This window comes from Schwartzia succinivorans DSM 10502 (genome assembly GCF_900129225.1).
GTDB classification, from domain to species: Bacteria; Bacillota; Negativicutes; order Selenomonadales; family Selenomonadaceae; genus Schwartzia; species Schwartzia succinivorans.
The window spans coordinates 560,831-575,762 of the sequence record NZ_FQUG01000002.1 but is presented as its reverse complement, the minus strand read 5'-3'; the positions used below and the strand labels follow the sequence as shown (position 1 = coordinate 575,762).

Annotated in this window: 13 protein-coding genes and 1 other annotated feature; of the genes, 1 reads left to right on the top strand and 12 read right to left on the bottom strand. The window is 48.3% G+C overall.

The features are described 5' to 3' along the window. Window positions 1–9 precede the first annotated feature (9 nt). From sdhA to BUA83_RS02505, 9 genes are all read right to left on the bottom strand, one after another. A complete protein-coding gene (sdhA, locus tag BUA83_RS02545; RefSeq protein ID WP_072934595.1) occupies window positions 10–1,773 on the bottom strand; it encodes a succinate dehydrogenase flavoprotein subunit in 1,764 nt (587 codons plus the stop codon). A 21-nt stretch (window positions 1,774–1,794) separates the two neighbouring features. Next, on the bottom strand, window positions 1,795–2,412 hold the full coding sequence (locus BUA83_RS02540) for a succinate dehydrogenase/fumarate reductase transmembrane subunit (RefSeq protein ID WP_072934594.1): 618 nt from the start codon (window positions 2,410–2,412) through the stop codon (window positions 1,795–1,797). Window positions 2,413–2,488: 76 nt separating this feature from the next. Beyond that, window positions 2,489–3,046, bottom strand: a complete 558-nt coding sequence (locus BUA83_RS02535) for a Fe-S-containing hydro-lyase (protein WP_072934593.1) — start codon at window positions 3,044–3,046, stop codon at window positions 2,489–2,491. 21 nt (window positions 3,047–3,067) lie between these two features. Then, a complete protein-coding gene (locus BUA83_RS02530) occupies window positions 3,068–3,910 on the bottom strand; it encodes a fumarate hydratase (RefSeq protein ID WP_072934592.1) in 843 nt (280 codons plus the stop codon). 165 nt (window positions 3,911–4,075) lie between these two features. After that, entirely contained in the window at window positions 4,076–4,669 is a 594-nt protein-coding gene (locus tag BUA83_RS02525; RefSeq protein ID WP_072934591.1) for an XTP/dITP diphosphatase, read from the bottom strand. Further along, a complete protein-coding gene (gene rph, locus BUA83_RS02520; protein ID WP_072934590.1) occupies window positions 4,666–5,412 on the bottom strand; it encodes a ribonuclease PH in 747 nt (248 codons plus the stop codon). Before rph ends, BUA83_RS02525 begins: the two co-directional genes overlap by 4 nt. Window positions 5,413–5,570: 158 nt before the next feature. After that, on the bottom strand, window positions 5,571–6,224 hold the full coding sequence (locus BUA83_RS02515) for a coenzyme F420-0:L-glutamate ligase (protein ID WP_072934589.1): 654 nt from the start codon (window positions 6,222–6,224) through the stop codon (window positions 5,571–5,573). 13 nt (window positions 6,225–6,237) lie between these two features. Then, entirely contained in the window at window positions 6,238–6,780 is a 543-nt protein-coding gene (locus BUA83_RS02510; RefSeq protein ID WP_234988199.1) for a hypothetical protein, read from the bottom strand. A gap of 15 nt (window positions 6,781–6,795) precedes the next feature. Continuing rightward, the gene (locus BUA83_RS02505; RefSeq protein WP_072934588.1) at window positions 6,796–7,209 is read right to left on the bottom strand and encodes an acyl-CoA thioesterase; all 414 of its coding nucleotides are present in this window, start codon (window positions 7,207–7,209) and stop codon (window positions 6,796–6,798) included. A gap of 340 nt (window positions 7,210–7,549) precedes the next feature. Here BUA83_RS02505 and BUA83_RS02500 point away from each other — a divergent pair, with 340 nt between their 5' ends. Continuing rightward, window positions 7,550–8,929, top strand: a complete 1,380-nt coding sequence (locus BUA83_RS02500) for a sodium:solute symporter family protein (protein WP_072934587.1) — start codon at window positions 7,550–7,552, stop codon at window positions 8,927–8,929. A gap of 92 nt (window positions 8,930–9,021) precedes the next feature. On the opposite strand, the gene BUA83_RS02495 is transcribed toward BUA83_RS02500, so the two are convergent. The 3 genes from BUA83_RS02495 to thrS form a co-directional block, all read right to left on the bottom strand. Continuing rightward, window positions 9,022–10,896, bottom strand: coding sequence for a clostripain-related cysteine peptidase (locus BUA83_RS02495; RefSeq protein WP_072934586.1), 1,875 nt, complete (start codon window positions 10,894–10,896; stop codon window positions 9,022–9,024). Between the two features lie 233 nt (window positions 10,897–11,129). After that, entirely contained in the window at window positions 11,130–12,230 is a 1,101-nt protein-coding gene (locus BUA83_RS02490) for a DUF362 domain-containing protein (protein ID WP_094756409.1), read from the bottom strand. Window positions 12,231–12,421: 191 nt separating this feature from the next. Next, complete coding sequence (gene thrS, locus BUA83_RS02485; protein WP_072934585.1) at window positions 12,422–14,341, bottom strand: threonine--tRNA ligase; 1,920 nt, start codon at window positions 14,339–14,341, stop codon at window positions 12,422–12,424. 141 nt (window positions 14,342–14,482) lie between these two features. Next, window positions 14,483–14,692, bottom strand: a binding site (T-box leader). Between the last annotated feature and the right edge of the window lie 240 nt (window positions 14,693–14,932).

Here is a 14,932-nt window from a genome sequence, read left to right as displayed (position 1 = left end):
TATCCTCCCTTATTCTTTCTTAGCGACAGCATAGTTACGAGAACGCGGTTTGATGAGCGAATGGTCGAAGTCCTCATAAGTAATTATCGGTTCTTCAGTATTCGGATCGTAATCTGCAATCGTAATCTTCATGAACTTCTCATCATCACGGTTCGGGAATTCACGTTTGTAATGAGCACCGCGGCTCTCATCACGCATACGTGCAGCCTTCGTAACAACAAGAGCGTAGAGAATCATGTTGCGGAGCTGACGGACGAACATAGCTTCCTGGTTTGCCCAGTGGCCGTGGTCCGTAACACCGATGTTATCCCAGCGTTTGAGAATCTTCTTGACTTCCTCGAAGCAGTAGTCGAGATCCTTGTTCACGCGCTCAATCGTAACATATTTGTTCATGAGCTCGCCCAGCTCCTGATGGAGCTCATGAGCGTTTTCAGTACCGTTCATGTTGACAATCTTCTCGAACTCATCTACGCAGCGCTGGCGTGCAGCCTCAAGCTCTTCCTCTGTGAGTTCGGAGCCGCGTTCTCCCGTGTTTGCCCAATCGATAGCAGCCGGGCCGGATACCGTTCCGGAGTATGCAGCGGAGAGAAGCGAATTAGCACCGAGACGGTTAGCACCGTGGTACTGGTAATCGCACTCGCCGGATGCAAGGAGACCCGGGATATTTGTGAAGTGTTTGCGGTCTACCCAGATACCGCCCATGGAGTAATGGACTGACGGATAGATTTCCATCGGAACCTTACGTGGGTCTTTACCCATGAATTCCGAATACATCTCGAGGATACCGCCGAGTTTTCTTTCGAGGTACTCAGCAGAGATGTGCGAAAGGTCAAGGTAAACCTTGTTCTCGCCGTCAACACCGAGGTGCTGGTTGACGCAGACATCGTAGATAGCACGGGATGCAACGTCACGCGGAACGAGGTTTCCGTATGCCGGGAACATTTCCTCAAGGAAGTACCACGGCTTGCCGTCTTTGTATACCCAGATACGTCCGCCCTCACCGCGGCAAGCCTCTGACATAAGACGGTTCTTATCGGAGCCCGGGATAGCCGTCGGATGAATCTGGATGAACTCCGGATTACCGATGTGCGCACCCTGCTGATAAACTCTTGAAACAGCGGAGCCGTTGCAGATTGTGGAAGCCGTGCAGCGTCCGAATACCTGGCCCGGGCCGCCTGTTGCGAGGATTACTGCATCTGCAGCAAATGCCTTGATTTCCATGGAGTTCATGTTCTGAGCTACCATACCGCGGCATACGCCCTCTTTGTTCTTGATGATTTCGAGGAATTCCCAGAAAACAAAGGATTTGACCATGCCCTTTGCTTCCCATTTACGTACCTGCTCATCAAGAGCGTAGAGGAGCTGCTGGCCCGTAGTGGAGCCTGCAAATACTGTACGTTTATTTTTCTGACCGCCGAAGTTACGGAGGTCAAGGACGCCTTCAGCTGTACGCGTGAAAGGTACGCCCATGCGGTCGAACATGCGGACAAGCTCAGGAGCTGCTTCGCACATGCCCTTTACAGCCTGCTGGTCAGCGAGGAAGTCGCCGCCGTAGACAGTATCATCAAAATGCTCGTAAATCGAGTCATGTTCACCCTTCGTATCCATGCAGGCGTTCATACCGCCCTGTGCACAGAGGGAATGGGAACGTTTGTAAGGGCAGTAGGAGAAAATCCATGCCTCGCTGCCGGCCTCGCAGACCTTCAGTGCAGCCATGAGTCCCGACAAACCGCCGCCGATAATCGCAATTCTATGTTTCTTAACTTTTGCCACCTAAGTTCTCTCCCTTCCTGCTTACAGCAGATATACGACCATGAACGCTACAGAAACAAGGCTGAGCAGAGCGCAGAGCGCCATGGATGCTGCATTGATGACTTTCTGGATGCGCGGACCTTTCGCAATACCCCATGTCATGCAGAAGGTTGTGATACCGTTGCAGAAATGGAATACCGCCGCCAGCATACCGAGGAGATACAGTACCCAGATAACCGGGTTTTCAAAGTAGCTCTGCAAAAGCTGGAAGGAGATGTGCGCACCGCCGCCCTTTACGAGGACACGGAGATAAACAACATGCCAGATCAGGAAGGCAAGGAGATACCAAGCCGTCATGCGCTGGAGCCAGAACTGGATGTTCTGAATGTAAGAATAGTGCTGCGGATTGTTCTTTGCCTGTGCGCCGATGTATGCGCCATAAATGGCATGGAACAGGAACGGGCAGGCAACGAGAGCAATTTCAATTGGAATCATGATGTGTGGCGGGATTGACGCCAACAAATCTACCGCTGCATTGAAGGATTGCGGGCTGATGAGAACGCGTGCGTTCGTGATGATATGTTCCAAAAGGAAACCACCAACAACAACGAGACCACAGAGCGAATGCAGACGGCGAAGATAAAATGTTACATTAAACATACTAAGCCTCCTAAATTTTGCCGTACAGGAAGGCTTTCCCCTCTCTCATGTACGGATAACGCAGGTTTGGAGTAGATTACTCCTTACGATACGGCTTCTGTCCGATTTCATAGAAGTTGTTTCCTTCGGAATCGATAACAACGATTGCCGGGAAATCTTCAACCGTAAGAGCAGCCAATGCTTCCGGGCCAAGCTCCGAATAAGCAATAACCTCGTATTTCTTAATGGATTTTGCAATCAGGGCAGCAGCACCGCCAACAGCTGCAAAATACGTAACTCCATTTTTCTTCATGGACTCAACAACTTCCGGCTTACGGGAGCCTTTGCCAATCATGCCCTTGATACCCTGGTCGAGCATCTGCGGCGTGTATTTGTCCATACGGCCGGAGGTCGTCGGGCCTGCAGAGCCGATAGGATCACCCGGTTTTGCCGGTGTAGGTCCGAGATAGTACACGATCTGGTCATGCCAGTCGATTGGGAGCTTCTCACCGCGGTCGAGAGCTTCCGTCATAACTTTATGCGCTGCGTCGCGCGCGCTGTAGATAACGCCCGTGATAAGAACGCTGTCGCCTGCCTTGAGTTTGCGGGACTGTTCCTCCGTGAACGGAGTCGTAATACGAATTTTTTCTGCCATGGTTTTCTCTCCTCCCCTTTATCAAATAGTGCGGGATGCATGACGGCATGCATGGCAGCAGATTGTGACTGCGACCGGCAGGCCTGCGATATGCGTTGCGCCCCACTCAACATGAACAGCAAGTGTAGTCGTTGTTCCGCCGAGCTGAGGTCCGATACCCGTCTTGTTGATCATCTCGAAAAGCTCCTGCTCCAGTTTCGCATACTGCGGATCCGGATTGTGCTCATCGCAGCGGTGCAGAAGTGCTTTCTTGGACATGTAAGCAGCCTTGTCCATCGTACCACCGATACCGATACCGATGACCGTCGGCGGGCACGGATTGCAGTCTGCGTGTTTAATGATACGCATAACAGCAGCCTTTACACCCTCTACGCCGTCAGCCGGAACCAGCATTTCGAGACCGGATTTGTTCTCGCTGCCGAAGCCCTTCGGAGCAACAGTGATGTGAATTTTGTCGCCTTCAACAAGGCTGGTGTAGATAACAGCCGGCGTGTTATTCTGCGTATTAACACGGTTGAAGAGCGGCTCAGCAACAACGGATTTACGAAGATAACCCTCGACATATCCCTTTGCTACGCCTGCATTGATTGCATCCTCGAGAAGACCGCCTTCGATGTGGACGTCCTGGCCGACCTCCACAAACACGATGGTAAGACCCGTATCCTGACAGTACGGACGATCCTCCGCTTTTGCAATTTCTGCGTTCTTGATAATCTGATCGAGAACGTCACGACCTACCGGGGATTCTTCTGTCTCACGGCCTTTTTTAAGAGCCTCGTAGACATCCTCAGGCAGATAGTAGGCCGCTTCTTTGCAAAGCTGGGAAACAACCTCAGTGATTTCTTCTGTCTTGATAGTACGCACAACAAAAACCTCCTTTTGTGTTATGAATAATGACACAACAAATAAATACCATATATATAAATATTTGCCATCTATGCCAAAATTCCTGCTTATTTATAAAAAAATTTCTATATATTTTTTCTATAGAAATTTTTTCACCAAATGAAGGTCACGGCAAAAACTTGCTCAGCCGAGACAGTTTTTTAATATTTCAGCCATTCCGCGCAATGCTTCACCGCGGTGGCTTATTTTATCCTTTTCATCGAGCGTAAGCTCGGCCATTGTTTTATTTTCTTCCACATAGAAGTACGGGTCGTACCCGAATCCACCTTCACCGCGCGGCACAGGCTTTATCGTCCCGCTGCACACGCCGTCCGCCGTGCATTCCTTCCCGTCCGTATCCACGAACGCCAGAACACAGCGGTAGGCCGCTGGGGATTCCTTTTTGCCGACGCGCCTAAGCTCACTTAAAAGCTTCTCATTGTTTGAAGCATCGTCTGCGTGATACCCCGAAAAACGTGCAGAATACACGCCCGGAGCTCCCCCCAGAGCATCAACCTCAAGCCCTGAGTCATCAGCAAGACACGCCTCTCCGGTCTTTTCCATGTAGAAACGCGCCTTGATAAGTGCGTTTTCCTCGAATGTCTCCGCATCTTCCACGGCATCAGGCAGCTCGCCGAAAGCCGAAAGCGGAATGAGTTCCACATCAAGTCCTTCAAATGCACTCATCATTTCGCGAATTTTTCCCTTGTTTTTGGTAGCCACAACGATTTTTTTCATTTTACGCTCCCAATCCGCCAATCAAGCTCACTTCCAAGGCTGTCCTTTATGTAGGAAATCAGCTCGTTGTTTCCTTTTTCTCCAAGCGCCAGAAGTGTGTTCAGCTCATCACGCTTAAAGGGACGTCCCTCACCTGTTCCCTGCACCTCTATGAATTCGCCGTTTCCTGTCATTACGACATTCATATCAACTATTGCACTGCTGTCTTCCTCGTAGCAGAGGTCAAGGATAGGCTCTCCGGAGTTTGAAATACCGACACTAACCGCTGAAATAAAATCCTTCACCGGAAAGGTTTTATCTTTGGGGATAACACTGTCAAGAGCGAGGACAAGAGCAACAAAGCTTCCCGTCACAGAAGCTGTTCGTGTGCCGCCGTCTGCCTGGATAACATCGCAGTCCAGGATAACCGTGCGCTCTCCCAGCGCCTCCAAATCCAGCACCGACCTGAGCGACCTTCCGATAAGACGCTGAATCTCCTGTGTACGTCCCGTCTGCTTTCCACGCGCAGACTCACGAGCCGTGCGCGTTGCTGTGGCACTTGGCAGAAGTGAATATTCCGCACGAAGCCAGCCGACTCCCGTTCCCCTTTGAAAGACCGGGACACGATCCTCGACTGTTGCCGCACATATTACCTTCGTATTTCCGATTTCCATCAGTACTGAGCCTGCAGGATATTTTTGGAAATATTTTGTTATTTTGAACGGCCGAAGTTCATCAGCTGCTCGTCCATCAAATCTTTGCACACTAAGTGCCTCCCCTTCATATTTTTATCATAACGAAAAATTCTGTTAAATGCAAGAGAAAATAAATATAAGTAATAGTTGTTGTTTTGAATCTAACAAAAGATTGATAAAAAATATGAGGACGATGCCAATGCATCATCCTCGTAAATGGAAGAATATTATTCCGCCTGATATTGACGGAAATTCTTCAAAATGACGATAGGTGTCTTTTCTGAACCGTTGCCAAAGGGATTATCAATCAATGCCTTTGAAACCTTCTCTTTATCAAGCCCATCCGTTGCTGCGACGACAAAAGCACGCTTAAGGTCGTTTGCGTCAAGAATAGCAGCTCCGAAGCAGCCGATACGGTCCTTTATGCGTTTTACCACATCTTCGGGATTTTTCGGGCCCAGAACAACATGCTTGTCGTATGGCGGCATCGTTCCTGTCACGTCATCAATAAGACGCGCCTGCTCGCCTGCCAGCATGTAAAACACTCCTGCCTTGCCAACGAGACGTGCCGCAAAGCCTACAGCCATAGACATAATAACACGCAGTGTTCCCTCTGAATTCATCAGAATCTGCAAACCGTGCGGAGATGCAAGGCTTCCTTCATCCTTAAAAAAATGACAGAAGAATTTTGCCGGCCACGAAAGCTCTACCTCCTCAGGGCGGATAATATTCCCCTGGGTAACAGCAACTACACTCTCAGCAACAGAAACAGCATCATCTGGTCCGATTTTATCTTTTGTATACCTTTCAATAGCGTCGACAATATCATCCTTATGTGTAAGGATTCTGGTCGGCACCGGTATCAGTTCACAATTTGCCACGTTTCAACGCTCCTCACTCTTCTACAAGCTCTACGCCCGCAACCTTTGCGATTTCTTCGGCAGTCAGCACAATACGTGTCTTGCTTACCTTCCACGGGCTGCGTCCAAGCTCTGTATATATAATATCCACCGGGACATCTACCATGTGGCTGAGCGCCGTACGGAGATCCATATTTTTACGCGCCTTCAGGCGGATTCGTATAACGATATTAAGGGTTTTGAAGCGTTCTATAAGATGAGCTTCAAAATAATCATCCTCACGGGGGATTCCCTCGACCTCCGCTTTTCCTCTCACCTCAATACCGTCATACTGCTCATAGGGAAGCTGCGGGCGCGCTATGCAGTCAACAATGGTGGCCAGCTGCTTTCCGACATTCTCAAATGCCAGCTTTGTAGACAGCACTGCCTCTGTTTCTGTTATCTCGTCCAATTCCAGCGTTGTGCGCTTCTCCCCGTGCACAACAACACGCGGCTCGCCTTCAATCATAAAGAATATCTTCGTGATAACGGCCAGTAATATAACAGCCCCCACAACAACAGATACAATAGTAATCAACGATTTATCCTCCAGTCACTCTTTCATAGCCTTTGCAAGCTTGTCGTAATATTTCTCAGGCAGACGTGTAATCTTACCTGTTTCCATGCTTGTGAAAACGTTCTGGGTATGTCCTTCCACCATAATGGTTTCAGGGTCCGAAGCCAGATAAATGCGGTAATCGAATGCCATCTTTACCTTTGTAAGCGCTGTGGGCTTAGTCTCAATTACGAGCACATCATCAAACTTTGCAGGGTGCAGATATTTACATTTTACATCCGTAATCGGGAAAACGTATCCGTCATCCATCATGTCGTTCAGAGTAATGCCCAGCATCCGCAAAAACTCGACGCGCCCTATTTCAAACCATCTGATATAGTTGGAATGATGTACCACAGCCATCGCGTCCGTATCATAAAAATTCACCCGATGCTCCACGCGTGAAATCATGCTTTTCGCCTCCTTACACATGCTTATATAGAGTATACCAAAACAGGCGCAAAGTCAAAGAGAGAAGAAAGTATATAAAGCACCTTGGCGAGAAAAAGTTTTGTTGCCGCTTAACGCACCTCCATATCAGAAAGTGCAATAAGTTACACCGGCCTATAAGCACAGAGCCCTTGATTAACCGCTTCGTGTCGGCGCGCCCTTCGGGTTTGTATGCGCGCCTGCCAAAACTTTCACCTCGCTCTCCAGATTCTTCGGCAAAACTTAAATTTACGCGTTATAATATTATTGTTATTCATGAAAATAAAGAACCACTAATTAAGTTCGGTTGGAGGCATTTCGCATGGAATTGTCCTTATTGCAGCTCATAATCATACTGCTTACCATAGGTATTGTTATAGGCATAGGGCTTTATGCCGCACGGTCGGTTCATTCCTCTGAAGGCTACAGTCTCGGCGGGCGCTCAGCAGGCGTCCCCCTCGTAGCAGGGAGCATAGCAGGTACATGTGTCGGCGGTGGCGCCACCGTTGGTACGGCGCAGCTCGCCTCAACCATCGGGCTTTCCGCCTGGTGGTTTACTCTTGGCACAGGCATCAGCCTCATCATCATGGGGCTCTTCTATGCAAAGCCCCTCCGAAGCACCGCTCTCGAAACAATTCCACAGTACCTCACGCTGAACTACGGAAAATCTGCAGGAAGCTTTACAAGCCTTTGCTCATCTCTCGGAATACTTTTCAGCGCCGTTGCAAGCTGTCTGCCTGCTATAGCCATTATTTCCGTTCTTTTACAGGTTTCGTCATGGACTGCAGCAGTCATTCTTCTCGTGCTTGTAGCCTGCTACAGTTTCTTCGGCGGCATGAAAACCGCAGGTGTCGGAGGTATCCTCAAGATGGCGGTCATATGGGTGAGCCTTTTTGTTGCAGGCGGCTCCGCCTTTTACACCATCCATACGGAACCGGGATTTATGGAAGCACTCCCAAGCTATCCATGGTTTAGTCTTTTCGGCTCTGGTGTCCCAAGCGCCATGGCAAATCTTTTTTCTCTCATAGTCGGCATGCTCTGCACTCAGACCTACATACAGGCGCTCTTTTCCGCGTCGAACCCCGATACGGCGGCAGCAGGAGCTTTTTCCGCCGCGCTTGTTACGATACCCGTAGGGCTTCCCTGCGCTATGATAGGCATGTATATGCACGTTACGCGCCCTGACGTAGCTCCTATCCTCGTACTGCCAACCTTTCTGCTCGAGCATCAGTCTTCGCTTATAGGCGGCATAGCCATGGGGGGGATAATTCTTTCTCTCATAGGCTCTATTGCAGGACTCTCTCTCGGTATCGGCACCATGCTCTCACGGGATATATTCGCAAAACTGTTCCGTGTCACAAGCGATGCCGCATCTCTCCGTCTCACACGTTTTGTCGTCCTTGGAGTCATATTATGTGCCTCCGCTATTTCCATACTGAACGAAGGCTCACAGATTCTATTCTGGAACTATCTTTCCATGGCTCTTCGTGGCGGCGGTATATTCCTGCCTTTCACCCTTGCCATCATAAAGCCACACGCAGTCAGCCCCTCATGGGCGGTTGCTTCTATGGTTTTCTCCACAGCCGCCGCCATCATAGCCGCAGTCATGAAAGCCCCCATTCACCCACTCTTCATCGGACTCGCCGTAAGCCTTGTAATTTTGATAATCGGATACATTCGGACCACACATAAGCAGCAGTGAAATCACGGATTTCCGTACAGCACAATTTAAAATTAATACAAAAAAGCCCCTGTTCATCGGATTTAATTCCGATGAACAGAGGCTTTTTCACTTTACTTATTCAATACCCGTATATTCTCAATCTTTCCGTTCTTCACAAACATTTCGACGCCGTCTGATACGAATGGGTCATTATGTACCGACTCAAAGTGGAATACAAATGTGTAGGTTCCATCAGGCAGCGGTTCATCCTTCAGAACAGGTTCCTTTTCCAGTACGAAGGCTTCACCCTCAACAAATTTCTCGTTTGAGTCAATCGTGAAAAGCGGTGTTATTTTGTCCCCGACATGAAGCTGAACAATATTTCTGTCAACCATTCCATTTCTCAACGTGCGATACGCTCCGAGAATTTCAAATTTCTGCTGCTCCATGTCAAAGCCAGACAAAAGCTGATATTTTTTCCCGTTAATCTTTATGTTCGAGATATACAGGGCATAGTCCGGATACTGCTCGACTATATTCATTGGCAGCATATGTCCGTTCAACGCCGGCCACTGTCCGTCAAACATATCCCTGAAAACGCCCTTCTCCCAATCAATTGTAATTTTATCATCAGTTCCAAGGCGCATGTAATCATTTTCGAATGGAACATACAGCCCGCAATAAGCCAGGCTCACAGCATTCAGCAAATCGGGCTTCAGTACTGCCGTCGCAATGTTTTCGCTGTCGAGGGTAACAGGAATTCTCTCCGTCGGTGACATGTCAATGATATACCAGGGTACGTCGCTTTCTCCTCCGGACATCATCGCCTTATGCAGCGCGGAAAAATTATCGTTCGCGCCAATGAGTTTTCCGTATGCTGTGCTGCTCTTCTCAGTTCCCGTCAGGTTATAATACACGGAAAGGCCTTTTCCGTAACGGCGGTATTTTCCTTTCGCCTTGCAGATAACAGCACGGTCTACTGCGTTCACTACTGCCTCCGCGGAGCTGACCCCCTCCATGTATTCTGCAAGAGAGCCAAGGTCAACCATTTCCATGCCCCCGCCTATTACCTCGTCGCCTCCCTGTTCCCCGTATCTTTCTACAGTGTTTGCGACTCGGTCAAGAGCAGTGAAGAAATATCTCGGATTCACCTTCGATGCACTGAGGGCTTCCTCTCCCAACCTGTTTACAGCTTTGTTAAGCTCCGGAAGTGCCGAAAGATCAACAACAGAAAATGTTGCCGTTTCCTGTGTCCCTTGATTTTTACAACGTTCAAAATATGAATCACATATCACCTTTCCCAGAGCAGCGCCGTCCTGGGCAGGGTTCTTTGCAATGGAGCCAAGCCATGCGGCATAATCAATACCATGGTCAGGCATTAGTTCCTGAGAGGCCGCCAGATACCCGGTATAACCATAGAGAGAATTAGCTGTTTCCAGTGTTGCCATGAGGCATGTATCAAAGCATACAAGGTCAATGGGAGGCTGCGCCGCATTCTCGGCAAACACTCCTCCTAAAGCGACACGAAGAGCATTAAGACTGATTGATGTTCCATATTTTTCATCAAAACATACCCCGCCAAGGCTTCCGCTGCCGTGATTCCAAAATACCAGTACTTTATGATCGGCAGGATAATTTTTTACAGCAAAGCTGAGAAAATCCTTCAGAACGGCACCGCTGCCCATGTTGGAATCCGGAAGTTTTTCTATCTCATGAAATCCATTACTGTCGTAAACATATCTTGCCAGAGCGTTTGAAGGTATCCCCTTGCTGTGCCACTTTTTTGCTCCTCCTGTCTGGATAATAACCTTGACATTTTCCGGGAGCTTGACTGAGCACATATCTGCTATATTGGATGATGCACTCTTATAATCTGTCTCCAAATCAGAGCCGCAAATGTACCAGTAAACCGCCCAGGTCTCCTGTGCCGCAGCACGCGTGACTCCGCTAAGCAATACACCTGCCGTAATAAAAACAGCAAATAAAAGTCGAAATGTTTTTCTCATAATCGTACCCTCTCCTTGCTGACTTAGTCCCAGTTCCTCATTGCAGTCCTGACTGCCAATAGATAACAAGCGTTTTTCCTGTTTCCTCCTCTCGCATTAAATGATTCATATAAAGTATTATTCAACAATCATTAGAAAAATCCTTTTCTTTTATTTACAATCCATTCAAAAAAAACAGGCCGCAAATTTCTGCAGCCTGTTTTCCTTTATTGTCAGTATCAAAAAATCTAAATTTATGCTTTAAATGGTTTTACGCCTTTTACCGCATCCTCCAATTTAATTGGCACATTTCCGTGATCCGCATCAAGAAGCACGTACCGGCTGTTTCCCATGCCCAGCTCCTTCATGTAGGAAAGCTGGCGAAGGCCGTGACGTGATTCCATGCGCTCCTGAAGGTCGTGGCGGTCCTTTTCCGGAAGAGCATACACCAAATCCACCGAAGCCTGGTCAATAGCAAGAATATCCGTTGACGCAAGAATACCGATGTTAGGCGTTGTTGGGACTGCCGCGCCGGTTCCCGCGCAGTCACAGTCCACAGACATGTTCCGAAGGACATTGATAAAGGAAATTTTATCACCAAAATAATCAACAACGGCTTTAGTGGATTCAGTCATACGTTCCATGAATTCTTCCTTGTCGATCCCCCACTGGCTTCCGGTGTCACCAGTGTGAATCATTTTCTTTCCGATACGTCCGTCGGCACAGCCGATACCTATATTTTTATTTGAACCGCCAAAGCCGCCCATAGTATGACCTTTGAAATGCGTGAGTACAAAGAGCGAATCGTAGTTCGTCAGATGTCCGCCCACAGCCATTTCAGTAAACCATTTGCCGCCTTTTACAGGAAGCATTACCGTGCCTTCCTCATCGAGAATATCTACAGTTGTAAATGCAGTCCAGCCGTTCGTCTCAAGGGTTTTCCTGTGATTTTCGGTCGTATAACGGCCATAGTCATAATATGTATTCGTCTCCACAACAGTCGCGTTCGGAAGCTTCTTCTGCATAAGCTCCTTAACCCAGGGCCGCGGAATGATATTCGGTCCTTCAGGCTCCCCTGTATGAAGCTTTATGCCGACTTTTCCCGTAAAGTTTGCAGATATTTTATCATACAGCTTCATAAGCCCTGCCGCAGACAAATCACGGGTGAAGTATACCACAGATTCGCCGCCCTGCCTGTTCTTATAGGAAACATACTTGTCACCGTCAGTTCCCGGAACGGCAGGTGCCTGCTGCTCCGCAGATGCAGCCTTGATTCCATCGAGTGCAGGTACTGCCGCAGCCGCTGCAGCAAGCCCTGCCATCTTGATAAAACTACGTCTCGACATTGAACACATATTTACCATCCCTTCTTTTGTAACATATTTTCATACCTTTGCCATCATAACATAATCATACTTGCAGATTATTATAACTATAATTTAACAAATATTCCAATACTAAAAATTAATATTGAAGTATGCCTCCAAAGCATAAAAAATAAAAGCCGCACATTTTACGCCGTGCGGCTTTTGCTTGATAATTTAGATCAATATTTTTCTTCTTTCGAAGCAATCTTGTCCTGAACCAGCTTGATGAAATCATCAACTGACATCGTCTGGCTGTCCTTCTCACCGTATTTACGAAGCGTTACATTGCCATCCTGCATTTCCTGGTCTCCGATAACGAGAGCATACGGAATCTTTTTGACCTGGGCTTCACGAATCTTGTAGCCCATTTTCTCGTTGCGCTCATCAACCTCAACGCGGATACCAAGGTCAAACAGCTTCTTTCTGAGGTCGAAGGCATAATCGAAATGCTTGTCCGTAATCGGAAGAATCTTGACCTGTACAGGTGCGAGCCATACAGGGAACGCACCTGCGTAGTTCTCGATAAGGATACCGATGAAACGCTCAATAGAGCCGTAAACAACGCGATGCAGCATAATCGGACGATGCTTCTCGCCATCCTCGCCCACGTACGTGAGGTCGAATTTCTCCGGCATGAGCATATCCAACTGAATCGTTCCGCACTGCCATGTACGGCCGATGGAATCACGGAGATGGAAGTCAATCTTCGGCCCGTAGAATGCGCCGTCGCCCTCGTTAATGATGTAGTTCAGGCCGCGTGCCTCAAGAGCATGCTGCAGTGCAGCCGTTGCCTTCTCCCAGATTTCATCAGAACCCATGGAGTCCTCAGGACGTGTGGAGAGCTCTGCTGTATAGCTGAGTCCGAATGTCTTGTAGACTTCATCAAAAAGGTCGATGGTATGCTGAATCTCCTTTTCAATCTGCTCAGGTGTTACAAAGAGATGCGCATCGTCCTGAGTAAAGTTTCTAACGCGGAAAAGTCCGTGCAGCTCACCGGATTTCTCATGGCGGTGAACAAGACCTAGCTCGCCGAGACGCAGCGGCAGGTCGCGGTAGCTGTGTACATGTGTCTTATAGACAAGCATACCGCCCGGGCAGTTCATCGGCTTTACTGCATAATCCTCTTCATCAATCTGAGTGAAGTACATATTTTCCTTGTAATGATCCCAGTGACCGGAAGTTTCCCACAGCTTGCGGTTCATAATCATTGGAGTCTTGATTTCCTGATAGCCGTAACGGCGGTGAACCTCACGCCAGTAGTTTATAAGCTCGTTTCTGATGACCATTCCGTTCGGGTGGAAGAACGGGAAGCCGGGGCCCTCTTCGTGCAGGCTGAAAAGATCCAGCTCCTTGCCAAGCTTTCTGTGGTCGCGTTTTGCAGCTTCCTCCAGCATGTGCAGATATTCCGCCAGGTCTTCTTTCTTCTCGAAGGCCGTACCGTAGATACGCTGAAGCATCTTATTTTTTTCATTTCCACGCCAGTAAGCGCCTGCAACACTCTGCAGCTTGAATGCCTTCACCTTACCCGTGGAAACAACGTGCGGGCCTGCGCACAAATCTGTGAAATCTCCCTGCTCGTAAATGGAAATAAGCGCGTCCTCAGGAAGATCGTTAATAAGCTCTACCTTGTAGCTCTGTCCTTTTTCTTCAAAGAACTTCAGCGCATCCGCACGGCTGATTTCCTTGCGGATCATCGGGATATTCTGCTTTACAATGCGGTCCATTTCCTTCTCAATGTCTTTAAGGTCGCTGTCTGTAAGCTTTTTCTCCATGTCGATATCGTAGTAGAAGCCGTTTTCAATCGCAGGTCCGATAGCGAACTGGATTCCGTCCTTTGCGTAAAGATGCTGGAGAGCCTGCGCCATGACATGCGCTGCCGTGTGGCGGAGTGCCCAACGGCCATCCTCATCCTCAAATGTGAGGAACTCTATCTCTGCGTCCTTCGTAATCGGTGTCATAAGGTCAACGGTCTTGCCGTCCATCTTTGCCGCGAGAACCTTCTTCGCGAGACTGTTGGATACCTGTTTTACGAGTTCAAGGACAGTCGAGCCGTCCTCAACACTGCGGACGCTGCCGTCCTTAAGTTTGATGTTTGCCATTCTGAATTACCTCCTGTAATGCTATACAAAAAAATTGGAATTGCTGTGTCTTTTCCTTTCGGTATCAGGCACTTTGGTGTACACCTCATCCGCCTTTTTGGCACCTTCTCCTATAGAATAAGGTCAAAAAAGCCCCGTCCCAAAAGGGACGAGGCTATGCTTCGCGGTTCCACCCTGCTTGCTGCACAACGCAGCCAACTCAGCTCCTTTAACGGCGAGTACCGGATGCCTTCCTCTCGTGGCATCAGCTCAGAAGTGGTAACATAAGACCCTGTCCGAAGCGCTCACAGCCAAGGCGCCTCTCTCTGGAGGACGGACATTCTTACATCCTGTCTTCATCATTGCGTTTTCAAATTTGCATATATTATAATGCCACATGCGAAAATTTGTCAACGACAAAAAGAATTTGATTTTTTAGACGTGCCGTCTTTGAAAATCTCTTTCCCGCTCAACGGTAAATTTGCAAAAGTTTGGAATCAATTCCACATTACTGTATAAAAAAATAACAGCTCCTATATCCCCAATCGCTCACGGGACATAGAAGCTGTTTTCTCCCATATTTCACGGTAATCATCAAAGTTTTTACACTTT

What these genes read in the sequence shown, in the direction of transcription:
- BUA83_RS02540 (WP_072934594.1), bottom strand. Translation starts at nt 2,412, where the DNA reads ATGTTTAATGTAACATTTTATCTTCGCCGTCTGCATTCGCTCTGTGGT.
- BUA83_RS02535 (WP_072934593.1), bottom strand. Translation starts at nt 3,046, where the DNA reads ATGGCAGAAAAAATTCGTATTACGACTCCGTTCACGGAGGAACAGTCC.
- BUA83_RS02525 (WP_072934591.1), bottom strand. Translation starts at nt 4,669, where the DNA reads ATGAAAAAAATCGTTGTGGCTACCAAAAACAAGGGAAAAATTCGCGAA.
- BUA83_RS02505 (WP_072934588.1), bottom strand. Translation starts at nt 7,209, where the DNA reads ATGATTTCACGCGTGGAGCATCGGGTGAATTTTTATGATACGGACGCG.
- BUA83_RS02500 (WP_072934587.1), top strand. Translation starts at nt 7,550, where the DNA reads ATGGAATTGTCCTTATTGCAGCTCATAATCATACTGCTTACCATAGGT.
- BUA83_RS02495 (WP_072934586.1), bottom strand. Translation starts at nt 10,896, where the DNA reads ATGAGAAAAACATTTCGACTTTTATTTGCTGTTTTTATTACGGCAGGT.
- BUA83_RS02490 (WP_094756409.1), bottom strand. Translation starts at nt 12,230, where the DNA reads ATGTGTTCAATGTCGAGACGTAGTTTTATCAAGATGGCAGGGCTTGCT.
- thrS (WP_072934585.1), bottom strand. Translation starts at nt 14,341, where the DNA reads ATGGCAAACATCAAACTTAAGGACGGCAGCGTCCGCAGTGTTGAGGAC.